Annotated in this window: 22 protein-coding genes and 2 tRNA genes; 13 read left to right on the forward strand and 11 right to left on the reverse strand. The window is 47.3% G+C overall.

All coding sequences use genetic code 11. From position 1 onward, the window contains the following. Positions 1 to 244: 244 nt before the first annotated feature. Complete coding sequence (trxB, locus tag NKU06_RS02575) at positions 245 to 1,192, forward strand: thioredoxin-disulfide reductase (RefSeq protein ID WP_254728542.1); 948 nt, start codon at positions 245 to 247, stop codon at positions 1,190 to 1,192. A 119-nt stretch (positions 1,193 to 1,311) separates the two neighbouring features. Beyond that, entirely contained in the window at positions 1,312 to 2,076 is a 765-nt protein-coding gene (aat, locus tag NKU06_RS02580) for a leucyl/phenylalanyl-tRNA--protein transferase (protein ID WP_254728544.1), read from the forward strand. On the opposite strand, the gene NKU06_RS02585 is transcribed toward aat, so the two are convergent. The 7 genes from NKU06_RS02585 to rsmH all read right to left on the reverse strand — a co-directional run bounded on the left by NKU06_RS02585 (position 2,059) and on the right by rsmH (position 11,170). After that, positions 2,059 to 3,291: a multidrug effflux MFS transporter gene (locus NKU06_RS02585; protein WP_254728546.1), complete on the reverse strand. Its 1,233-nt coding sequence runs from the start codon at positions 3,289 to 3,291 to the stop codon at positions 2,059 to 2,061. The genes aat and NKU06_RS02585 overlap by 18 nt on opposite strands. Positions 3,292 to 3,480: 189 nt before the next feature. Then, positions 3,481 to 4,578 (reverse strand): phospho-N-acetylmuramoyl-pentapeptide-transferase, encoded by a 1,098-nt coding sequence (gene mraY / locus NKU06_RS02590; protein WP_253224239.1) that lies wholly within the window; start codon positions 4,576 to 4,578, stop codon positions 3,481 to 3,483. Between the two features lie 16 nt (positions 4,579 to 4,594). After that, positions 4,595 to 6,085: a UDP-N-acetylmuramoyl-tripeptide--D-alanyl-D-alanine ligase gene (murF, locus tag NKU06_RS02595; RefSeq protein WP_253224240.1), complete on the reverse strand. Its 1,491-nt coding sequence runs from the start codon at positions 6,083 to 6,085 to the stop codon at positions 4,595 to 4,597. 49 nt (positions 6,086 to 6,134) lie between these two features. After that, the gene (locus NKU06_RS02600; protein WP_254728548.1) at positions 6,135 to 7,700 is read right to left on the reverse strand and encodes a UDP-N-acetylmuramoyl-L-alanyl-D-glutamate--2,6-diaminopimelate ligase; all 1,566 of its coding nucleotides are present in this window, start codon (positions 7,698 to 7,700) and stop codon (positions 6,135 to 6,137) included. Positions 7,701 to 7,721: 21 nt separating this feature from the next. Then, positions 7,722 to 9,755 carry a penicillin-binding protein 2 gene (locus tag NKU06_RS02605; protein ID WP_254728550.1) on the reverse strand — a complete coding sequence of 678 codons (2,034 nt, stop codon included), beginning with the start codon at positions 9,753 to 9,755 and terminating at the stop codon, positions 7,722 to 7,724. Next, the gene (locus NKU06_RS02610; protein ID WP_254769563.1) at positions 9,752 to 10,156 is read right to left on the reverse strand and encodes a cell division protein FtsL; all 405 of its coding nucleotides are present in this window, start codon (positions 10,154 to 10,156) and stop codon (positions 9,752 to 9,754) included. Before NKU06_RS02610 ends, NKU06_RS02605 begins: the two co-directional genes overlap by 4 nt. Before the next feature lie 36 nt (positions 10,157 to 10,192). Continuing rightward, positions 10,193 to 11,170, reverse strand: coding sequence for a 16S rRNA (cytosine(1402)-N(4))-methyltransferase RsmH (gene rsmH, locus NKU06_RS02615; RefSeq protein ID WP_371928022.1), 978 nt, complete (start codon positions 11,168 to 11,170; stop codon positions 10,193 to 10,195). Positions 11,171 to 11,487: 317 nt separating this feature from the next. Between rsmH and gltX the strand changes: the two genes are divergently transcribed. The 4 genes from gltX to NKU06_RS02635 all read left to right on the forward strand — a co-directional run bounded on the left by gltX (position 11,488) and on the right by NKU06_RS02635 (position 14,247). Beyond that, positions 11,488 to 12,990 (forward strand): glutamate--tRNA ligase, encoded by a 1,503-nt coding sequence (gltX, locus tag NKU06_RS02620; RefSeq protein WP_254728556.1) that lies wholly within the window; start codon positions 11,488 to 11,490, stop codon positions 12,988 to 12,990. A 169-nt stretch (positions 12,991 to 13,159) separates the two neighbouring features. Further along, positions 13,160 to 13,235 (forward strand) — tRNA-Ala (locus NKU06_RS02625). 167 nt (positions 13,236 to 13,402) lie between these two features. Next, positions 13,403 to 13,478 (forward strand) — tRNA-Glu (locus tag NKU06_RS02630). Between the two features lie 88 nt (positions 13,479 to 13,566). Beyond that, positions 13,567 to 14,247: a metal-dependent hydrolase gene (locus tag NKU06_RS02635; RefSeq protein WP_254728558.1), complete on the forward strand. Its 681-nt coding sequence runs from the start codon at positions 13,567 to 13,569 to the stop codon at positions 14,245 to 14,247. A gap of 63 nt (positions 14,248 to 14,310) precedes the next feature. Here the strand turns inward: NKU06_RS02635 and NKU06_RS02640 are convergent, their stop codons facing one another. From NKU06_RS02640 to NKU06_RS02655, 4 genes are read right to left on the reverse strand one after another with little or no spacing between them, the layout of a single operon-like run. After that, the gene (locus NKU06_RS02640) at positions 14,311 to 14,751 is read right to left on the reverse strand and encodes a CopD family protein (protein WP_254728560.1); all 441 of its coding nucleotides are present in this window, start codon (positions 14,749 to 14,751) and stop codon (positions 14,311 to 14,313) included. Beyond that, positions 14,751 to 15,602 carry a DUF3025 domain-containing protein gene (locus NKU06_RS02645; protein WP_254728562.1) on the reverse strand — a complete coding sequence of 284 codons (852 nt, stop codon included), beginning with the start codon at positions 15,600 to 15,602 and terminating at the stop codon, positions 14,751 to 14,753. The genes NKU06_RS02640 and NKU06_RS02645 overlap by 1 nt, the downstream gene beginning before the upstream one ends. Then, positions 15,602 to 16,489 carry a class II glutamine amidotransferase gene (locus tag NKU06_RS02650; RefSeq protein WP_254728564.1) on the reverse strand — a complete coding sequence of 296 codons (888 nt, stop codon included), beginning with the start codon at positions 16,487 to 16,489 and terminating at the stop codon, positions 15,602 to 15,604. Before NKU06_RS02650 ends, NKU06_RS02645 begins: the two co-directional genes overlap by 1 nt. Next, positions 16,489 to 17,487, reverse strand: a complete 999-nt coding sequence (locus tag NKU06_RS02655; RefSeq protein ID WP_254728566.1) for a homoserine kinase — start codon at positions 17,485 to 17,487, stop codon at positions 16,489 to 16,491. Before NKU06_RS02655 ends, NKU06_RS02650 begins: the two co-directional genes overlap by 1 nt. Positions 17,488 to 17,766: 279 nt before the next feature. On the opposite strand from NKU06_RS02655, the gene hisF reads away from it, so the two are divergent. The 7 genes from hisF to NKU06_RS02690 all read left to right on the forward strand — a co-directional run bounded on the left by hisF (position 17,767) and on the right by NKU06_RS02690 (position 23,204). Next, complete coding sequence (hisF, locus tag NKU06_RS02660; RefSeq protein WP_253224251.1) at positions 17,767 to 18,543, forward strand: imidazole glycerol phosphate synthase subunit HisF; 777 nt, start codon at positions 17,767 to 17,769, stop codon at positions 18,541 to 18,543. Between the two features lie 142 nt (positions 18,544 to 18,685). Next, positions 18,686 to 19,180 (forward strand): 6,7-dimethyl-8-ribityllumazine synthase, encoded by a 495-nt coding sequence (gene ribE, locus NKU06_RS02665; RefSeq protein ID WP_254728568.1) that lies wholly within the window; start codon positions 18,686 to 18,688, stop codon positions 19,178 to 19,180. 385 nt (positions 19,181 to 19,565) lie between these two features. After that, positions 19,566 to 20,093, forward strand: coding sequence for a transcription antitermination factor NusB (gene nusB, locus NKU06_RS02670; protein WP_253224253.1), 528 nt, complete (start codon positions 19,566 to 19,568; stop codon positions 20,091 to 20,093). Between the two features lie 46 nt (positions 20,094 to 20,139). Further along, the gene (thiL, locus tag NKU06_RS02675; protein WP_254728570.1) at positions 20,140 to 21,069 is read left to right on the forward strand and encodes a thiamine-phosphate kinase; all 930 of its coding nucleotides are present in this window, start codon (positions 20,140 to 20,142) and stop codon (positions 21,067 to 21,069) included. Between the two features lie 13 nt (positions 21,070 to 21,082). Next, positions 21,083 to 21,655, forward strand: coding sequence for a GTP pyrophosphokinase (locus NKU06_RS02680; RefSeq protein ID WP_254728573.1), 573 nt, complete (start codon positions 21,083 to 21,085; stop codon positions 21,653 to 21,655). Between the two features lie 23 nt (positions 21,656 to 21,678). Next, positions 21,679 to 22,263 (forward strand): phosphatidylglycerophosphatase A, encoded by a 585-nt coding sequence (locus NKU06_RS02685; RefSeq protein WP_254728575.1) that lies wholly within the window; start codon positions 21,679 to 21,681, stop codon positions 22,261 to 22,263. Between the two features lie 353 nt (positions 22,264 to 22,616). Next, positions 22,617 to 23,204: a nuclear transport factor 2 family protein gene (locus NKU06_RS02690; protein WP_254728577.1), complete on the forward strand. Its 588-nt coding sequence runs from the start codon at positions 22,617 to 22,619 to the stop codon at positions 23,202 to 23,204. Positions 23,205 to 23,288: the final 84 nt, after the last annotated feature.

Consider the following 23,288-nt stretch of genomic DNA (forward strand, 5'->3'; position numbering starts at 1 on the left):
ACCAATGAGTTTTGTTATTTATGGGTATTTTTATGATAAAAATCGTATTTTTTTAAATTTTTATCAATATTTACTTATCAATATATACACTGATGCGGTGAATTTTGTCACCGATGTATCATCAATAACATGGTGATTAATCTTGTCAATCGCGGTTATTTGTCAAGATGGCTTGTAATTTGCCCATCATATCTTATATACTTCAAAGGTATTTTTCACAACAATTTTTACCATAGGAATCACCATGTCAAACCATCACCGCTTAATCATCCTAGGCTCAGGGCCTGCTGGCTATTCAGCCGCTGTCTATGCTGCACGCGCCAATCTAAAACCTGTCATCATTACAGGTCTGCAGGTCGGCGGTCAGCTGACCACCACCACCGAAGTCGATAACTGGCCAGGTGATGCGCATGGTTTGACAGGCAATGGTCTGATGGATCGCATGAAAGCGCACGCGGAGCGATTCGGCACTGAGCTTGTCTATGATCACATCAATCAAGTCGATTTACAGAACCGCCCATTTACCCTAACTGGTGATAACGGCACTTATACCTGTGATGCACTGATCATCGCAACGGGTGCGACCGCGCAGTATCTGGGATTGGAATCTGAACAAAAATTCATGGGTCAAGGCGTCTCTGCTTGCGCTACCTGTGATGGCTTTTTTTATAAAAATCAAAAAGTTGTGGTCATTGGCGGCGGTAATACTGCCGTTGAAGAAGCCTTGTATCTGTCTAACATCGCAAGTGAAGTGACCCTAATCCATCGTCGTGATAGCCTGCGCTCAGAAAAAATCCTACAAGATCAACTGTTTGAAAAAGTCAAAAACGGCAATGTCAAAATCGAATGGAATCATCAAGTCAAAGAAGTCATCGGCGATGAAATGGGCGTAACTGGCGTGGTGATCGAATCGACCATCGATGGCAGCACCAAACAAATTGACACCATGGGTATGTTCGTCGCCATCGGACATAAGCCAAACACAGGCTTGTTCGAAGGTCAGCTAACCATGAAAGATGGCTATATTGTCGTCAATAGCGGTCTAAATGGCAATGCGACCGCAACGAGTGTCGAAGGCGTCTTTGCCGCTGGTGATGTCGCCGATCATATCTATCGCCAAGCCATCACTTCAGCAGGCACGGGCTGCATGGCAGCGTTGGATGCTGAGAAGTATTTAGACGCTTTGGTATAAGCCATCAGCCAAAAGCCTTGTTCAATGAGCAAGGCTTTTTTGTTTTATCCATCTTATAAATCTGCTACAATCACCTTTTTATAGCACACTTCTCATTTGGCCTTTACCATTAATCCATCATGACCGACATTCATTCTGCTGCCGATCACTTATTACGCTTGCACGCGCTTGCCGATACTTGCCCATTTGATTTTACAGGGGCGATGGCGCAGTCGGTGGATGGCTTTCTTGGCACGGGCGGTGATCTGTCCGTACCTACCTTGCTTCATGCTTATCGCTCAGGCGTGTTTCCGTGGTTCAATCATGATGATCCGATCTGCTGGTGGTCGCCTGATGTGCGCTGTGTACTCATGCCTGATCAATTCACGCCAAGCAAATCCCTAGTCCGCACTGCCAAAAAACAACCTTGGACACTCACCACCAACCTTGTCTTTGATGCTGTCATCGATGCCTGCAGTCAGCCGCGCAGTTATACCGATGAGACTTGGATCGGCGATACGATGAAGTCAGCCTACGCAGATTTACACACGCTTGGTGTAGCGGTAAGCGTTGAGATTTGGGAAGGTGCACCGCTTGATAGCGAGCTGATCGGCGGCTTATATGGCGTGAATATCGGCGCGATATTTTGTGGCGAAAGTATGTTTCACAGACGCACCGATGCATCAAAGATCGCCTTTTGGGGTTTGATGCATCTGTGTCAGCAGGCGGGCATTACACTTGTCGATTGCCAATTGGAAAATCCGCATCTGATGAGCTTAGGTGCGCAATTATTGCCAAGAGCAGAGTTTTTAGATCGCCTAAAAGCACTCACCCAAGCTCGTGTACAAGGCTTGGGTGATGAGAAATTTTTCTTGCCAGTTGGTGACTTAATCCATCGTCGATAGATCAAGCTTAGGATCAAGTCGATACACCAACAGCGCACCAATGACGACCAAGGCAAAAATCACAATACCCAATCGCGGCACGACATTTAGATCAAACAAGCCAATTAACAAACCGCCAAAAATCCCCACCGAAAATTGTAGCGAGCCTTGTAATGCACTTGCCATACCGGCGCGGTGCTTTTGATAAGCCAGTGCGATCGCGCCTGCGTTCGGCTGCGTAAAGCCAAGCCCTGCGATGCAACAAAAAATGCTCAAAAACACCAAAACAAGATTGGCTTCACCGCCAAACATCAGCCCCAATACCAATAAGCAGCTTGCCGCGATCAGCTGAATTGCCGCGCCGAATCTTAGTAGCTGCACCAGACGAAATCGCTTGGTCAAGAATTGATTGACCTGCGTCAAAGCGATAAATCCAAAGGCATTGGCACCAAAGGCGATGGCGAACTGCTGCTCGGTCAGACCGAAATTCACCATGAATAATTCGCTGGATGCCGACAGGTAAATGAAAAATGCACCTTGTAACAACCCTGCCGCCAAAGCTGGAATGATAAAGGTTTTGTCTTTGCACAGATCTACATATTGCGACAGTGTCGCGGTGATCGGCTGTGTATTGCGGTTTTCAGGCTGTAAAGTTTCCTTTAAAAAAAACTTAGTCAAAACAATCAATAAAACGCCATAACCTGCCAAGAACCAAAACACCGCGTGCCAGTCGGTTACTTGTAAAATCGCCGCACCCAAACTAGGCGCAAGAATCGGCGCAACGCCCATCACCAGCACCATCAGACTAAACGCACGCGCCGACTGCACAGGATTGAGCGTATCACGAATTGCCGCACGCGTCACCACCCCTGTCACGCACGCGCCCAAAGCCTGCACCGTACGCGCAGCAAACAGCACATATTCATGATCGGTCGTGGCGCAGACGATGGATGCCGCAACAAAAATCGTCATGCCAAGATACATCGGCTTGACACGCCCCACCCGATCACTGAACGGACCATAGAACAACTGCCCAAGCACCAACCCAATGAAATAAGCAGGAACAGACTTAGAAATATTACCGACACTCACCCCAAAGTCATCCGCCATGCGCGGCAAAGCAGGCAAGTACATATCGATCGCCAATGGTCCAATGGCGACCATCACGCCAAGCATCATCACCCACAATACGGGAAATGGAGCGTCGGTCGCTTGTCGTTGTGTTGCTTTACTCATATTAAATCTTCTAATTATTATTAATTTATAAAAATATCGTATGGCTAAATCAAAGGCTAAGTGTATCACAAATCACCCCATCATGCCAAACCAAGGGCTTTGGATGGCTTGCGCTACCATACTGACACATAATCAAAAAACCGCTCACCCAATCGGCAAGCGGTTAATAAATTTATCTTTAATATTAAATTATCTTAATTTTAAAGTCATCAAACCTAAAACCACCAAAATGATACAGACGATGTAGAATCGCGCGACGACTTTGGTTTCTTTAAGCCCCATTTCTTCAAAATGATGATGCAGCGGCGCCATCAGGAAAATGCGTTTTTTACGCAGGCGATACGAGCCAACTTGCAAAATCACCGACAATGCTTCAGCAACAAAGATACCGCCCATGATGGCAAAGGCAAGCTCTTGGCGCGTCATCACCGCGATCGTACCAAGCATACCGCCCAATGACAGCGCACCAACATCGCCCATAAAGACATCTGCAGGCGCAGCGTTATACCACAAAAACCCAAGACCTGCACCAATGATCGACGCACAGACGATGGTCACTTCAGCATTATAAGCAATGTGCGGCACATGCATATAATCAGCATAGTTCGCCGAACCTGAGATATAAGCAAACACGCCAAGACCAGCTGCCACCATCACCACAGGCAAAATCACCAAGCCATCCAAGCCATCAGTAAGGTTCACAGCATTTGACGAGCCTGCCAGCACAAAATAAGTCGCAATGATAAACCCAATACCCAAAGGCAGTGCCGAAAATGGAATCACTACATCTTTAAACAGCGGAATCAGCATATCTTGCATGGCGATCATTGTCGCGGCATCTTGCTCTCTGGCAAGCAGATACAGTGACACACCTGCAAACAGCGATCCGACCGACAGCCAAAAATACTTCTTGCGTGCGATCAAGCCTTGTGGGTTTTTGTGCTTGATTTTTAGCCAGTCATCCGCCCAGCCGACAGCGCCAAAAATGACCATCACCACCATCAAAATCCACACATAAGGATTAGACAGATCCGCCCACGCCAAAGTCGCAAGACCAATCGCCACCAAAATCAGCACGCCACCCATCGTCGGCGTGCCTTGCTTGGCAAGGTGAGTTTTTGGTCCATCATCACGCACCGCTTGACCATATTTTAGCGTGCGTAAATAATTGATCACAGGCTTACCACCCAAAATCACGATAATCAATGCTGTAATTACCGCAAGCAGGGCGCGCAAGGTCAATGACCCAATGGCGATGTCTGTTTGTTGTAATAGCCAATAAAGCATAAGTTTTCCTTAAATTTTAGATGGTGGTCAAATCGTTAATCAAAGTTTCCATTGCCATGCCACGCGAGCCTTTAAATAGCACGGTCGCATTGGTATTTTTTAATAAATCTTGTAAATGTGCAAGTAAGCTTGGCTTGTCGGTGAAATGCGTAGCAATCGGCTTTACTTGATTGATCGCACTGCTTGTGTGTGCCATGTGATCACCCAAAGTCAGCACATGATCGATGACTAAGCCTGCAAGCTCACTGCCTAATTTGGCATGTTCATCGTCAGCAGCATCGCCCAGCTCAAAAATATCACCAAGCACCAAAATCTTGGTATTCTCTTCTACTTCTAGCACTTTTGCAGCCGCGACCATCGAAGTTGGGTTAGCGTTATAAGTATCATCAATCAAGGTATGCGCGCCAAATTCAATACGCGTCAATCGTCCTTTTGGTGCTACCGCAGACTCTAATCCCTTAACAATCGTCGGCAAATCCACGCCTAATGCAAAAGTCGCTGCCGATGCCGCCAGTGCATTAGCGACATTATGCTCACCGATGAATGGTAGGCGCACAGGCAAGCTTTCAACTTCATCAATATCAATATTGGTATTTAGTGTAAATGTACAATGCGTGGCGAAAGTCTCGATGTCATCTGCGAACAAATCGCCCATCATCAACACAGATTCGATGCCTTCAGCCGATAGCATCGCCTGATCTTCATCACTTAAACCCGCTTGATTAAGCGGTACAGATTTTTCACCGAAGCTTAATGATAATTCGGTAAACTTCGCCGCTTCATCCGCCAAGCTTTGATAAAACTCATCCGCAAATGGTAAAATCGCCACGCCATTGTCGCTAAGCGCAGAATAAATCTCGCTCTTGGCACGCGCGATATTGGTACGCCCACCGAACTCACCCAAATGCGCTGTTCCAATGTTCAACACCAGCGCAACATCAGGACGCACAAGACCTGCGGTATAAGCGATCTCACCCAAGTGATTCGCACCAAGCTCCATCACCGCAAAACGCTGTGCATCGTTCAGCTCAAGCAGCATCATCGGCACACCAAGATCATTATTAAGATTGCCGCGCGTCATCAAGGTCGGTGCAATTTGGCTTAAAATCGCGCCAATCATCTCTTTGGTTGTGGTCTTACCACTTGAGCCCGTCAACGCCACAACGGTCAGATCAGGATGCTGATCACGGCGATATTTACCCAAATCACCCAAGGCAAGCTTGGTATTTTTGACCACAAGCTGCGGCAAATCACAGTTCACTTCATGCTCAACGATCAGTGCCACCGCGCCATTTTCTTTAGCAGTATTGACAAACTCATGCGCATCGAAGCGATCACCCTTGATCGCCAAAAACACATCACCTGCTGCCACTTTACGCGTGTCAGTGATGATGCGTGTTGCTTGAATTACTGCATCATTAAGCTTATGCCATGTGCCTTGCGTGGCTTGCTTGAGCGTCTCTGCTTGCCAGACATAAGCACCGTTATCGGCGGTGGAAATCGTCATAATATTGCCTTAAAATTTTTAAAATAACTAAATTATAAATCGCTTAAATTCATTTGTGATAGCGTTGCAACAGCTCGGTCAAAATCGCCAAGTCATCGAAATCATAACGCACGCCTTTGATCTCTTGATAAGTCTCATGACCCTTACCTGCGATGACGATGATGTCCTGATCGCCTGCAGATTTTACCGCCAATTCTATCGCTTTTTTGCGGTCGGCTTCGATGAGAATTTTGTAATGGTCTTCACAGCTTAAGCCTTGCTGCATATCATTTAGGATGGCGGCAGGCTCTTCTGAGCGTGGATTGTCTGCGGTCAAAATCACTTGATCGGCATAATCAAGCCCTGCGCGTGTCATCAGCGGACGCTTGGTGCGATCGCGATCGCCGCCACAGCCGAACACCGCCACAAGCTTGCCTTCACAGTGCTTGCGAAGGCTTGATAAGACCTGCACCAAAGCATCAGGCGTGTGCGCATAATCGACGATGAATGAGCCTGTCTGTGACTCGGCGCGCTGCATTCGCCCACGCGCACCGATAAGCCTTGTAATCAGATTTGGCAAATTGACCGCCTGCTTAGGAAATAGTGCTGCAAATGCCGCCATGCTTGCCATCAGATTATCGACATTAAATAAGCCAAGCAATGGGCTATGTACCGTCATCAGCCCTTGTGAGGTCTGCACATCGATCACCACCCCATCAAGACTTGGGCGGACATCTTGGGCAAAAAAATCTGCTGTGCTGTCTTTTTGGCTGTAGCGATAAACTGGATAACCGCGATCGCTTTGGTAATCAAACAGCGCGCATTCGGCATCGCCATTGACCACGCCGACTTGTAAAGTTGGGAAAATCGTCTTGTCAAACAGCTTGGCTTTGGCATCGCGATAATCATCCATATCCTTATGATAATCCAAATGATCATGCGATAAATTGGTATAAATCGCCGCCGCCACAGGCACACCCTGCAAGCGATATTGATCCAGTCCATGCGAGCTGGCTTCAAGAGCGATGACTTTCACGCCATCAAGCGCCATTTGGTAAATAAATTCTTGCACCAATAGCACATCGCCTGTGGTATTTGCCGCTTGTACCAATTGATCAAGGCGACCATTGCCCGCCGTCCCCATCACCGCTGCATCAATGCCTGATAATTGGCACAGCTGAGCAATCAGCTGACTGACGGTCGTTTTGCCATTGGTGCCTGTTACTGCGATCACAGTCGGTAGCGGCACAGACTCATCAAGCTGAAAACGAGCAGCGATCAAATCACCCAAGATGGTGCGAATGGTTGGCAGACTCACTACAGGAATGGATACGCCATCAAGCACAAGTACATCTGCATCAAACTCAGTGATGATAAAGCTTGCGGTATCTTTGACGGCTTGGATGTAGCGATTGGCACTATCAATAGTCGCTTGTGCATCTTGGCTTGTGCTTTTAAGCAAAACAAAGCCATCTTGCTCGCTGATTTTGCGACTATCCAAACAAAAGTTGGCCATCTGATGCGTCAAGATTGGTGCAAACCATGACTGCAACTGCAACAAGCCAATTACTGATGCCACCGTGTGGGATATATCAGCTGCTCGTTCAATAACTTCGCTAAAATTCACTGCGCGCATAAGATTTCCTTTCTGATATTCTTAGGGTTGTTTTTTGGTTGGTGTATCAGCTGCAGCCGTGTCAGCCTTAGGTGTTTCTGCATACAGCGGTTTGTCATAAGGGACATTATAAAGACGCAACGCCTCTTTCATGACATTATGAAATACTGGTGCAGACACCTGCCCTGCGTATGACTGCTTACGTGGATCTTCCACCAAAATCGCCACGACAAAGCGTGGGTTGGACGCCGGTGCCATACCGATAAATACCGCACGATGCTGATCGGTATAATAGCCGCCTTTTGGATTGGCACGGCGTGATGTACCTGTCTTGCCTGCCACGCGATAGCCGTTGATGGCGGCGCGCGCACCCGTACCGCCTTGGGCAGTGACTAACTCCATCATCTTGGTAATCTCTTGGGCGTGGCGTGCTGAGATGACGCGCTCAGGCTTACCCTTATCGATATCGCGCACAAGGCTTAAGGGCTGCTTGATGCCGTTATTGGCAAGCGTGGCATAAGCTTGCACCAACTGCGCTAGGGTAACTTCTTGACCATAGCCATAGCTTAGGGTTGCGCGTCGTGAGACTTCTTTACTCTGCGGTGTGCGGATTGTGCCTGCAGCCTCTGATGGGAAATTGAGACTGGTTTTTTGACCCAGGCCAAATTTGCGCTGCATATTGACAATGGCATCATTCGGCAGACTTAGGGCGATTTTGGTTGAGGCGACATTACTGGATTTTTGGATGAGTTTATCCAAGGTGATGGCGCCATAATTACCGCCATCTCGAATGGTATAGCCACCGACCAACACGCTGCCTGGATTGGTGTCAATCACTGAGCTGGTGCTGTATTTGCCCGACTCTAGCGCGGCTGCGACGGTAAATGGCTTGACCACCGAACCAGGTTCAAAGACATCCATCACCGCACGATTTCGCTCATTTGCACCATCGCGCTCGGACAGATTGTTTGAGTTGAACGACGGCCAAGAACCCATCGCGAGCACTTCGCCTGTTTGTACATCAACAACCATGCCTGAGCTTGAACGCGCCGACTGTAGGCGTCCGACTTGCTCAAGCTCTTTATACAGCACATACTGTAGGCGCGCATCGATGGTTAGATGCAGATCTTTACTCTTAACCTGCGGTGTCACTTCTTCGATGGCATTGATCGGCATATTGCGGCGGTCTTTGACGACGAGCAGCTCACCAGCTTTACCCGTCAGATATTGATTGAACTGCGCTTCTAAGCCTGCTCGTCCGATCAGCGTGTCGTCTTCTTGGGAGCGACCGATGAAGCCGATGATCTGTGCGTTCGGCTCTGCTTGTAGGTAGTAGCGTTGATCGTGCTTTTCTGATCCGATGACATTATCCATATCAAGCGCAAGCACTGGTGCGGCTACTTCAGGCGATACCTTATTTAGGATCACCACGCGGCGTACACCATTGCCTGTCGGTAATGCTGCCTTGATTTGTATATCAATGTCATCAGCCAAATAGTCAAGCTTATTATTGATCTTCACCGCTGCTTGTAGCTTTTCGAGCGGATAGCCTGTCGCGGTGGCGATCTTGACCAAATCCATCTTATCAAGCTCACGACTTAGCTTGTCCTTGTCTTTTTGGTTGCTGGCGGTTTGTAGGCGTTTATTGAGTGAATAATACTGCTCGGCATAAGCCTGTGCGTCCAAAAACACCGTAATCAGCGGCGCATTGGCAGCCAGTGGCGTGTTATTACGATCAAAAATCAAACCACGCGATGAGACGAGCGGACGCTTGGTGGTGGTGTACAATGCCGCTTTTTCGTTCAAGCGATCAGCATCGATCACTTGGCGATACACCGCGCCACTCACCAAACCTGTCAAACCGAACGCCATTAATCCCCAAACGATGTAATAACGATGAATATCATTCTTGCCAACGGTCAAAGAGACGGTTTTGCGTTTTTTTGGACCAATGCCGAAAAATCGGAGCGCGCGTCTGAGTAATCGCTCATCATCTTTGGCAGTGACGGTGCGCACTTTTCGCAATGGCGGCGTGACACTGGCTGTAGATTGGCGGGGTTTATTGACTTTACTCATTGCGCATCCTTAGCAGTGTCGGCAGCATCATTGGCATCCATTGGATTGACTTGCGGTGTCAAAACGCGGCGCGATGACCCTGTTGGAAAATACATACCCAGCTCATTGACCGCGCGGCTTGCCACTTGTGGGGTGGCGCTGAAAGTTTGTTGCTCGATCATCAGTCGCTGTTCTTCAGTGCGCAGTGCCTGTAGCTGCAGCTCCGATGTGCGAATTTCCTTATAAACCTTGTGGCGATATTGTGTCTGCTCCACCACAGAGATACCTGTCCACATCACAAGCACCACCAAAATCGCCAAAATCCAGCGCAGCACCTTAGTAATATTGGTGCGCACCAACTGATGATCGCCATAGATCGATGGCGATTTGGATTTTTTTTGGGGCTGTTCTACAGGGCTCATGGCGTTATCAATCACAACAATACTCAAATACATCATTTATTTTTCAAAGGCGACATCCGTACGCATCGCGCCACGCAGCCATGCACTACGCGCGCGTGGATTGGCTTTGACTTCCTGATCACTTGGGGCGACGCGTTTTGGCTTGCCAAAATATTTTGGGCGTATGGGCGGCATGGGCAGGTGCGCATCTTCTTCATACTGTCCGCGGCTGTGCTTTTGCAAAAACTGCTTAATGCGGCGATCTTCAAGCGAATGAAAGCTAATCACCGCAAGCTGTCCGCCTGCTTTGAGCGCATCGATGCTTTGACAAAGAAACTCATCGACATCGCCAAGCTCGTTATTAATAAAAATACGCATCGCCTGAAAGCTTTGGGTCGCAGGGTGCTTACTCTTTTGCCAATTGGGATGGGCTTGCTTAATCGCCTCAGCAAGCGCAAGGGTCGAATCATAATTTTCCATCGCCTTGATCGCACGCGCAATACGCCGCGAATGCCGCTCTTCGCCATATTCGTACAACACATCAGCAAGTTCATCGGCTGACACGCGAGCAAGCCATGCCGACACAGGCTCACCACGGCTCGTATCCATACGCATATCCACCGTGCCATCGCGCATAAAGCTAAAGCCACGCGCGCCATCATCAAGCTGCGGACTGGACACGCCAAGATCCGCCATCAAGCCATCGACCTGATCAATGCCAAGACGGGTAAGGCTATCAGTCAAACTGGCAAAGCTGTCATGCACGACTTTCACGCGGCGATCCACCGCCGCAAGCTCATCAGCCACCGCGATCGCCTGCGGGTCTTTGTCAAAGACCACAAGCACAGCATCATCCGCCAGATATTCTAATAGCAATCGGCTGTGACCGCCACGCCCAAAAGTCGCATCAACATACACGCCTGATACCGATGATTTTGGCACATCGGCAAGTTTTTTTGCGCCAAGCACCATCGCCACCGTCTCATCTAATAGGACAGTTGTGTGGCTAAATTCGGCAGAATCTTGGCTTGACATGGATTTTCCCAATAAAAAAATGGCAATTTAAAAAGCAGTTTTTTGTTCATATAATTACAACAAATATTTATTATATATTAAAAATAAATATCCAAATGTAATCATGGAACCATAACCTTACTATTTTAGCAGTAATTGATGAATTTTTGGGGAAATTGTGGCGGTTTTTTGTATGCTTTTGTTGCTGATTTTAAACAATTTTCGGCTTTTGCCAAGCAAATCTTGTCATCGCTACCAAAATGCGCCAAAATTTGCTATTATAATGCACAATTTTTTAGCTAATGATTATCTGATTTTTTATCGTTTTTAGGATTATTATGTCTCGTCCAGTTCGTACTCGCATCGCCCCAAGCCCGACAGGTTTTCCCCATGTTGGCACTGCTTATATCGCCCTGTTTAACCTAGCTTTTGCCAAGTCGATGGGCGGCGAATTCATCCTACGCATCGAAGACACCGACCAAGTGCGCTCAACAGCACAGTCAGAGCAGATGATTCTAAACGCGCTAAAATGGATGGGCTTAAGTTGGGCAGAAGGCCCTGATGTCGGCGGTCCACACGCACCGTATCGTCAGTCTGAGCGTAGTGAAATTTATAAAAAATATGCCCAGCAGCTATTGGATGATGGTCATGCGTTTCGCTGTTTTTGCACACCCGAAGAGCTAGACGCCATGCGTGAAGCACAGATGGCACAAGGCTTACCGGTCAAATACGACGGCCGCTATGCCAACCTTAGCCGTGAAGAATCAGACGCTCTAGTCGCCCAAGGCAAGCCTTATGTCATCCGCATGCGTGTGCCAAGCGAAGGTGTCTGCACCATTCATGATATGCTGCGTGGCGAAGTCACTATCCCTTGGGAGCAGGTCGATATGCAAGTTTTGCTAAAGACCGATGGGCTGCCGACCTACCATCTTGCCAATGTCGTCGATGACCATTTGATGCAAATCACCCATGTATTGCGTGGTGAAGAATGGCTACCATCAGCACCAAAACATCAACTACTATACCAGTATTTTGGCTGGGAAATGCCTGTATTGTGCCATATGCCACTGCTGAGAAACCCTGATAAATCCAAGCTGTCTAAGCGCAAAAACCCAACTTCGATCACCTACTACCGTGATGCAGGCGTCTTGCCTGAAGCGCTGCTGAACTACCTAGGTCGCATGGGCTACAGCCTACCGAATGATCAAGAAAAATTCACCCTAGATGAACTGATTGCAAGCTTTGATATCCAGCGTGTATCACTGGGCGGCCCTGTCTTTGATATCGAAAAACTCTACTGGCTAAACGGCGAATACCTGCGTGCCATGGATGTAGAAAATCTAAAAAATACCATCCTAGCTTGGGCAAGCGATGATGAGAAACTGACCGCCATCGCCAAAGCCATTCAGCCACGCATCAATCTGCTTTCTGATGCGGTGAACTGGGCAGGTTTTTATTTCCAAAATCTGCCTGAAGTCAGCGCCGAAGACTTTGCACATAAGAGCCTTGATAATGACCAATTGCTTGAGATCTTATACCTTGCCACATGGCAGCTAGAGAGCCTACCTGCATGGACCGAAGACAACATTTATACGGTGCTAAAAGGCTTGGCAGCAAGCTTTGAGATCAAACTCAAAGACTTTATGCAGCCGTTTTTTGTGGCGATCGCTGGCAGCACATCGAGCACCCCAGTGATGAACTCAATGTATGTCATCGGCGCGGATATGACGCTTGCTCGCCTGCGCCACGCCACCGAAGTGCTTGGCGGACTTGGCAAGAAAAAGCTGAAAAAACTCGAAGAAAAGAACAAATCACTGCCAAACTTCCTAGCTGCTAAATAAATCTTTTCGTACTTAAGCCAATGCAAACGGTGTATGGTATCATGCGCCGTTTTGTTTTATTTATGTAGTAAAATCAATCACTTAGAAACTTTATGACAATTTTATAAAATTTTTGCAAAAAGTGCTTGACGATGGGTAAAATTGCTGTATAATACGCACTCATTAGCACGGGGCTATAGCTCAGTTGGTAGAGCACTTGCATGGCATGCAAGGGGTCAGCGGTTCGACTCCGCTTAGCTCCACCAAAGCTAGTCAAAGAATGTAATCACCTAGGCATTTTCTTACATTCTATAAATATTAAGTTATTTTTTAGTTTTAAATCAAAACTAGGCAGCGAGCCGAAGATAGTACAAGTAGTACAGCAAGGCGAGCTAACGAAGTTTTGATTAAAAATAAAAATAACGAACCTTGCGTCCCATTCGTCTAGAGGCCTAGGACACCGCCCTTTCACGGCGGTAACAGGGGTTCGAATCCCCTATGGGATGCCAATATTCTTCTCGATAGAGAGCAAATCGCCAGTCTTATAGCAGACTGGCTTTTTTGTTTGTGCGTGATTTGGTTGGATGGGTTGGTGTTATGGCAAATTTTCAGACACACTTAAGCGTGGGCGCAGCGGCAAGCATTGCCATTGCAGGCGGTGGCCATTATGCCGAGCTGTATGGTATCACCACTGCGGTGCTGTGCGCCATCGTCGGTACGCTTGGCAGCCTACTGCCTGACATTGACCTTGAGCATTCTAAGCCTGCCAGCCAAGGATTTTTCGCGGTATCGCTGATTGTCTCGACATTGATCACCATTTTATATGCCAATCGCTATTCGGCAGATCAGTTGGTGCTTGATGCGCTGATTTTATGGGCGACAGCGTTTTTGGTCCTAAGATTTGGCTTATTTGAGCTGTTTAGCCGCCTGACTACGCACCGCGGTATGGTGCATTCTGTGCCGTACATGGCAGTATTTGCACTGGCTTTGGTGTCAGGCGTGTTTTACGGATTGAAGCTGACGGCATTTGTCAGTTGGGTATTTGGTGCGATGTTATTTATCGGTGCGATGGTTCATTTACTCTTAGATGAGATTTATAGCGTCAATGCTTTTGGCTTGAAACTGAAAAAATCCTTTGGCACGGCATTGAAATTCTTTGAGACAGACAAGCTGATCCAATACGCTTGTCTATATGCGGTATTGGCGGTACTATTTTACATTGCGCCGCCATATCAGGATTTTTGGCGCGGGCTTGTGCGCGTGGCGAAGTTATTTTAATAGGATTTATAAAGAGTAAATTTATAATTTTATCAATCAATTATTTTTAATAAATTCACCCCATTAATACCGAAATGCCATTCCTGTCGCTACAAAGCCTAGCGACCACAGGCAAATCAAGCCGACATGAATCGCCATCAGTCCAAGCGTTTTGTCATTATGCGCACCTGATTCAAGCTTTGCCACCACACGAAAGCGCGCATGCAAAGCGGTCATAATCGTCAGTACAAGCCAAGTCAATTTGGCATGAATCAGCGCGGTCAAATAACCCATCGGCGTCAGCCACAGCATCATCGGTACAATGCTATTTAGCATATAAATCCCTGTCACCACTTGCACGCCCAACGCCGCTAAGCCAAGCGGTTCATAGCTTTTTTCAAATGCCAAAAAGCCTGCCACATCGTTTCGCTTAACAAAATTTGGCATCAGGCGCACAAGCAGATACAGATGCCCACCAACCCAAACACTTGCAGCAATCAAGTGCAAAAATAACGCCACTTTCATCATCGCCGACGCCCTTCTCGAAATACTGATTTATCTTGATAAAATACATCATCTTGCCCTTGCCAAAAATATGGCACGCCAAGCACAGGCAAGGGCTGCAGATCTCTTGGCGTGGTCGCAGGATGGCTCAGCCAAATATCCAATTTATCCGCGACAAGCTCATCCAAATACGCCAACTGCGCACTTAATGAATGCTCAAAAAACTCCGCTCGCACCGTCACAATCAGCGCATGAGCGCACAGATTTTTGCGCGGTGTGATCAGCTGCTCAAGCAGGGCGTGACCAAAGATAAAGGCTTGGGCGTGCGTTTGGTCAGATAGCTCACTTGGATTATGCCAAAATGCTCTTGGTGCGACCAATGAATTTTGCCAATCAAACCGCCCCAACGCTGCGCCAATCGCTTGCCCCACCTTCTCATCACTGACTGCGACGATGATGCCATTTTCATCAAATACCGTGATGGCATCACGCACGCGATTGCGCCCATTGTCCGTATCACCATCGTCTAGGTGCTTTAGGTGATGGTGATTGAGCATGGCTTTGCACTTGGGAAATACCACCCAGATATTCGCACCAAACCAATCGTGCAGATTATCACGCGTAGGGATCTTACCTGTCTCACCGATGTAGCACTCATACGCCACACCGTGCGGCAGATCACTTTGATCAGTAAAAGATAGGGACTTGCCAAGCGTGCTGTATAGGCCCAACTTTTGCTTGATAAAATAGTCATTCAGCCAAGTTGCCAAAGGCGTTTTACCTGTATCAGCAAAAGATAAATGCATCGGCAAAAATGGCGCAAGCCACGCTGCAGACAAATCAATCGCAGCAAAATCCTGCACAAATCGCATCAAATACTCGCCCCGACCGAACGCGCAAGTGCGATGCCATCTTCGATGCTCATATAAGTTTTTTTGCTCGGTGTATCGCGAAATACCACATCGCCATCTTTAAAAATCAAGCACTCGTCCACCGCAAGCTGCGACCAAGTCTCGTTATCGGTCAAAGGAATGGTGGTCAAGATGGTGACTTTATCATTCTCGGTGGTGACATCTTGAAAATTGATCGTCATCTCGCCATCCGATAGCTTCGCTTCGCCAAACGGTGCTTTGCGCGTCAGATAAAATAGCAAGCTGCCTGCATATGCCAAATGCCAATCGCCATTAGAAATCAAGCAGTTAAACAGTCCATTGGCAGATAAATAGCGGCACTGCGCGGTCAAAAAAGCAAACAAAGCTTCATCAGATGGGCGGCTTTTGAAAGTGGCTTTTAGGCGGTTCAATAAGTAGCAAAACGCCAATTCGCTGTCGGTCGTCCCCACAGGCGTGTAATGCTCGGCGTTGCCATTTGCCATCAGTCGCTCGGTGCGCTTAACGAAGCTGTCGGTCATCTGCCCATTGTGTGCGAACGCCCATTGCTCACCCCACACTTCACGGACGAAAGGATGGGTATTGGCAAGGCTGTTGCTGCCTTGGGTGGCCTTTCGGATATGAGCGATGGCATTCATCGCACGGATGGGATAATTATTCACCAAATCAGCAATCGGTGATGAATGGCTTGGCTTGTCATCGTGAAACTGACGCAAACCCACGCCATCTTCGTGCGGGTTTTTCTCAAAAAATGCAATGCCAAAGCCATCTTCATGATGGTCAGTCAAGCCACCGCGCTTACGAAACCCAGCAAAGCTAAAGCCGATGTCAGTTGGGGTGTTGCAGTTCATTCCTAAAAGTTGGCACATCAGACACGGCCCCAATGAAAACTCGCCAAGCGTTTCATTAGGTCAGGATTTTTCACCATAATGTCATCACCTGTACGACCTTGCTCGCGGTTATAATGGATGACATTAAGACGCAGCAGCCAAAAAATCGTTGCACTATACGCCAGCATCACAGGCAGTGCCGCTTTTTCATCGGCAGTCAAAACGCGCACCGACTCATAGCCTTCGATAAACGCCGCCATCTTCTCGGTGTCAAAATTCACGCTCTCGCCATCACTGGCATTGCCCCAAGTGGTACAAAAATCATTGATGGTGATCGCCACATCCATCACATAATACTCCACCGACACTTCGGTAAAGTCCAAAAGACCCGTCAGGCGCGGCACATCACCGCTAAAATCCCACAAGGTATTGTCCGTGAACATATCCAAATGGCACAAACCCTTTGGCAAATCACTTGGCAGATTGGCGTGCGCATCCCAAATATCATTCATAAGACGCGCTTCATCAATCGGCATGAAAGCTGTTTCGCGCGCCTTGACTCTTGCCCAGTCGTACAAAGGCACGCCATATTCTTCAGCAGGCTGTAGCGTTGTCAAGGTATTATGAAGCACCGCTAAAGCCTTGCCCATCTCATGACACATCGACACTGTGGTCGCTGTCGGGTGCACACCTGCCAATTTTGGCACAACCAAAATCGCCTTATTCTCATAGCGCATCACGCAATCTTCACCGATGTGTATACCTTTGGCGGTTTTTTTAATCAAAGGTGCAGCGATCGGCAAATCATCTTTAAGCGTGTGCATCACGGTCGCCATCTTGATGATGTCATCAGGCACGCGTTCTTCGTACAAGGTGAACACATAGCTAAACGCATCACCTTCATCGCCATCGGTCTGCACGAACCAATTGGAATTTTTGATCCCTTGGACGATCGGAATTGCCTTTTTAAAAGGCACGCCATACAAGCCACAAAAGGCATAAAATTCATCATCAGACAAATGGGTATAAACAGACATAAAGCACCACTTCGGTTGGCAAAAAAAGATAAGGTTTTGATGCGTAACAAGCCTTGGCGTATCAAAATCACTAAAACTGCTGATATTTTAATAAAACTTTGTTAAAATTGCCAAAGTATTTTTGGATGGTTGCTTATAAATTTTATTTATTAAGTTGATATTTAAAAAAGTTTTTTATTTTATAATAAATAATACGGCAATTGATGTTTGAAAATACGGCAAATTCAGCCAATTTTTATGCCAAGTACAATTTAACTTGCCAAAACAAAGGACATTCCCATGTTAGCCAAACGCCTAATTCCCTGCCTAGATGTTGAAAATGGTCGCGTCGTCAAGGGCGTGAATTTCGTGGACATCAAAGACGCAGGCGACCCTGTGGAAGTCTCCAAACGCTACAACGATCAAGGCGCAGACGAGATCACCTTTTTGGACATCACCGCCACATCAGATGGGCGCGACACCACTTATCACACCGTTGAGCTGATCGCCAAATCCATCTTTATTCCACTAACCGTCGGCGGTGGCGTGCGTAAAATCGAAGACATCAGAAATCTATTAAACGCAGGCGCAGACAAGGTCGGCATCAATTCAGCCGCCATCACCAATCCTGATTTGGTCAGTGATGCCGCCGCGCGTTTTGGCAATCAATGCATCGTCGTCTCCATCGATGCCAAGCGCGTGCTGCGCGCAGATGGCAGTACGGGTTTTGAGATTTTCACCCACGGCGGACGCAAAGCCACAGGCATCGACGCCATCGAATGGGCAAAACAAATGACCGCGCGCGGTGCAGGCGAATTGCTCGTCACCAGCATGGATGGCGACGGCACACGCCAAGGCTACGACCTTGAACTAACACGCACCATCGCCGACAGCGTCAATATCCCTGTGATCGCATCAGGCGGCGTGGGCAATCTACAGCACCTTGCTGATGGCGTCATCCAAGGCGGTGCGGACGCGGTGCTTGCGGCGAGTATTTTTCACTTTGGCGATTATACCATCCGAGAAGCCAAAGAATTTATGGCAGCGCAAAATATCCCTGTGCGCTTGATTTGGTAAATTCAGCCATCGATCAGATGGGGCATTTTAAAAATGCTATTTAGCCCAATTTTGCAACTTTTATTTGCAAAAACTTGCTTATAAACGCCATCAAACTGTGTTAAAATAACCGCAACCATTTATAAATTTTAGGATAATTATTATGACAACTTTTACTGCTCAAAAAACCGCCATCACGCACATCGAAGGTGCTTTGCATGACAATTCAGCGGTGCGTATCGCCATCGCCGTGGGTCGTTTTAATGGCTTTTTGGTCGAAAGCTTGGTAGAAGGCGCGATCGATGCCCTAGTGCGTCATGGAGTACAAGGCGAGAATATCGATGTGGTGCGCGTACCAGGTGCGTTTGAGCTACCATTGACCGCCAAGCGTCTTGCTGAGTCGGATAAATATGATGCTGTGGTGGTATTGGGCGCAATCATCCGCGGTGCAACGCCACACTTTGACATCGTCGCCAATGAGTCAGCCAAAGGCCTAAGCCAAGTGGCGCTATCTTCAGGCAAGCCTGTCATCAATGGCATCTTGACCACCGAAAACATCGAACAGACCATCGAGCGCGCCGGCACCAAAGCTGGCAACAAAGGCTATGAAGCTGCCTTGACCGCACTTGAGATGGTTTCTGTATTAAAAGCGATTTAATATACCGTTTATATCGCAAGATTGTGGGTGATGCAAGCGCACGCCCACTTTTGACTTTTTAAGTTTTTGGTTTGTATAGTTCATTAAATTCAAAATACGCCATATGAGCTTTTGCGTTCGTGGTAAGCCAAATCGAACCAGAACAGAAAACCACTCCACCCTTCGATAGTTCGACAGGCTCACTACTTTAGAGCGAACGGTTTTGGTGGTTTTTGAAGTTAAATCACTATATATAACCACTTGAATGTGCTTAAGCGGCACATTTTTGGATCTATCCACACTATTTAACAATCAATCACCTTTTGCTTTGGCGCGATTTGTTTTATCATATCAGCATCTGCCGATAAAACTGTTGCCCATTTTGTCTTTTGCAAGCGAGAATATCATGACTGACATCGACATCACCTTGGCCGAAACTGGCTACAAAACCACCCATACTGCCGTGCGTAAGGCGCGCCGCTTTGCCCTGCAAGGCTTGTACGAGTGGCTATTGACCGATTATCGCCTTGCCAAGACGGATAAAGCCTTAGTCGGTGGCAATGAGCCGCACACCATCGTTGCGCGTACGCGTGCGGATAATGCCATGCATACGGTACATCTTGGCTATTATCATGAGCTGATGCGTAAGATTCCTGAGCAAGCAGGTGAGTTGATTGTGGATATCTCTCGTCATCTTGACCGTAATTTTGATGCACTTGATACCGTCGAAAAAGCCATTCTGCTGATCGGCGCTTATGAACTCAAATACAGCCTACACATCCCTTACAAAGTCGTGCTGGATGAAGCCATGCAGCTGAACACTCACTTTGGTGCAACCGATGCACACAAGCTGATCAATGCCGTGCTAGATCAATACGCCAAAATCGTGCGTGAGACCGAAGTGCGTGCCCATAAAGCCCAAAAAGACGCGTAAACCCAAACATCTTTTACCAAGCTGATACCAAGCCAAGAAATCAACCATGTCCGAATTTTCGCTCATCGCCAAGCATTTTAGCCGTCATACGGCAGCAGATGACATCGCCATCAGTGTCGGTGATGACTGCGCAGTGCTGGATGTACCGATGGGGCATCAGTTGGTGATCTGCACCGATACCATAGTGGAAAATCGCCACTACCCTACCGATACGCCTGCACACGCGGTGGGCTATAAGGCGGTGGCGGTAAATCTATCCGACCTTGCAGCGATGGGCGCGACACCACACAGCATCACGCTGGCACTTAGCCTGCCAAAATACGATGCCGCATGGGTAGCGGGCTTTGCCGATGGACTGTATCAGATCTGCGATGAATTTGGTGTAAAATTAATCGGCGGTGATACTACTTATTCGCCGACCACCACCATTAGCATCACCGCGACAGGCTTTGTACCACAAGGCGCTGCCATCACACGCAGCGGTGCAAAGCTTGGCGATATTATCTGTGTCAGTGGACAGATTGGCTCGGCAAGCTTGGCGTTATCACAGGTTTTGCAAGGCAAGGCAAGTCCTTTGCGCGCTGCACTGGATTATCCGACGCCACAAGTTGCTCTTGGGCAAGCGCTCAAGGGATTTGCCAATAGCATGATCGACATCTCTGATGGCCTGGGGCAGGATCTGGGGCATATTCTGACAGCAAGCGGTGTGGGCGCAAGGCTAAATCTTGAACAGATTCCTTGTACTGATACGGTCGCTGCCCTGCCTTTTGCCGAGAAATATCAGCATATTTTAAATGGCGGCGATGATTATCAGCTGTGCTTCACCCTACCGGCAGCAAAGCTTGCGCAATTTCAGGCTGATTTTGCTCACTTACCCATTTATCCGATTGGACAGATCAGTGCTGATGATGGTCTGATGCTGTTTGAGCATGGCAAGGCGGTGGATTTTAAGGTGAAAGGCTGGGAGCATTTTTAAGGAATTATGTACAATGGATAGTCAAAATCTAGAAAAAACCGAACGCCTAATTCGCGAAATCAATCTAATCCACGCCAAATACTCCCAAGATTATTTTGAAACGGGCAAAGTAGAAAAACTCAACCCAAGTCGCACGCTAAAAAATGTGCCGGTTGAACACATCTTATCATATCGCCTAAATCTACACGAAGCCATCAATGATTATCTACTGTTTGCCGATACCAAAGACATCACTTTTTATTATCGAGTTAAGACTTCTGAGAGCATCGAAGCAAAAATTGTACGCTATCTTGTCCGAGATAATCAATATCCCGTGAACAATATATTAAATGATATTTTTGGTGCAAGAATTGTCCTACCTTCAGAAGACATTGGGATTATTTTAGAAAAACTGGATAGTTTTAAAGAAAAATATGGCTTAAAAAATTGGTATCTGCGCGATGTCGATGGCTATATCGGTATTCATGTGTACTTTAAAAATGCCAGTAATTTCTACTACCCGTGGGAGCTGCAAATCTGGGATGAACGCGATGCCATGACCAATATCCAAAATCACATCGCTTATAAACGAGATTTCGTCAAATAGCCTTCAATCAATACCATAAAACCATGAGCCAATCCAAACCTAACATCTATAAAGCCAACACTTGCCCACCTTGCCCACCGACCGCCACCGCCTTTGAGCGACTGATTTATTGGCTGGGCATCGGACTGGGTTCAGGCTTGCCGCGCCGCGCCGCAGGGACTTGGGGGACGGTGGGCGGACTGATCATCGCCATTCCAATGGTCTTGGCGGGGTTTTGGGCGTTTGTCACCACCACAGCATTGGGGCTTATTTTTGGCAGCTTTATCTGTGGCAAGACTTCGGCGCTGATGGGCATTGATGACGATCCGCACATTGTCTGGGATGAATGGGTCGGGATGTGGCTTGCGCTTCTGCCAAGTTTATTTGTGCTACACGAGATGGACGGTCTTAGCACAGCAACGCTGATGACGGCAGAATTTTGGCTGATTTTTGGCACAGCATTTGTGCTATTTCGCGTATTTGATGTGCTGAAGCCCGCGCCAATCAGCTGGGCGGATGAGCATTTGACGGGTGGCTTTGGCATTATGATGGACGATGTCCTAGCAGGAATCATCGCAGGGATGATTACGGTGATTGGGCTGTTTTCGTTTGGTATTCTGCCAAGCTAAATGTACAATCAAACCATATACACCACCTGATTTAACCACCAACCGCTTTACCAAAAGCGGTTTTTTTAGCCCTTTAAATTCACCAATCCATTAGCAAAACTTCAGTAAGCTCTTTGCAAATGATAGGTAATTTTTCACGCCATGTTGTAAGATTTTTGCCAGCTTGTAAGTTTTATTGTACATTGATATAACAAAATCACCGATTTTATGGTTGTATGCGCAACAAAAAGGCGTATTCTATGCACCAACAAGCAAGCAATAACAAAAACCACTGCTTGTTATTATAAAAATAAAATAAATAATCACAATAATGATTTAATCATCAAAAAATAACCAAAATAAGGAATATACTCATGAAAAAATTCATGCCAGCTCTACTATCAGCCGTTGTTGCATTCTCAGCTGTATCACCTGCTTTTGCTGTTGATAATGGCAATCTACTCCAAAAAGCCCTTGCCTCACAAGGCAGCAACCCAAAAGCCAAAGCAGCAGACCAAACTGGCGGTGATTTTCGTTTTGACAACAATCCAAAAATCGCCCAAGAGCAACAAGCTGTGTACAACCAAATCATCCGTTATCAAGATGCACTAAATAGTGGTGACACCGCAACCATCCTAACCTTATTCGCAGCACCAGAAAGCTACTCGCAATGGAACGAAGTGCTGACCGCAGACACCACCCAAGAGCGCAAACAGCAGTATGACAACTTATTCAAAAACGAAAAATTTGTCACCGACTTCGCTGTCGATAGCATTTGGGTCAATGGCGACACCGCCGTGGTACGCACCCACCATCACTTCGGCTCAGTGGTCACAAGCCTAAAAGACCAACGCAGCGTCATCGATCTAAACCGCGAAGTGTTCGTGATGACCAAACAAAATGGCGAGTGGAAAATTTTCCTATATACTTTCAATGTCAATCCATTACAAGGCGTCGCCTAACCCATCCACTCCTACGCTCCACAAGCAGGTCGTTTACGCGACCTGTTTTTTATTTTTTATACAAAACCACAACCAAAGCCATCT

This window comes from Moraxella sp. FZLJ2109 (assembly GCF_024296965.1).
GTDB lineage: Bacteria > Pseudomonadota > Gammaproteobacteria > Pseudomonadales > Moraxellaceae > Moraxella.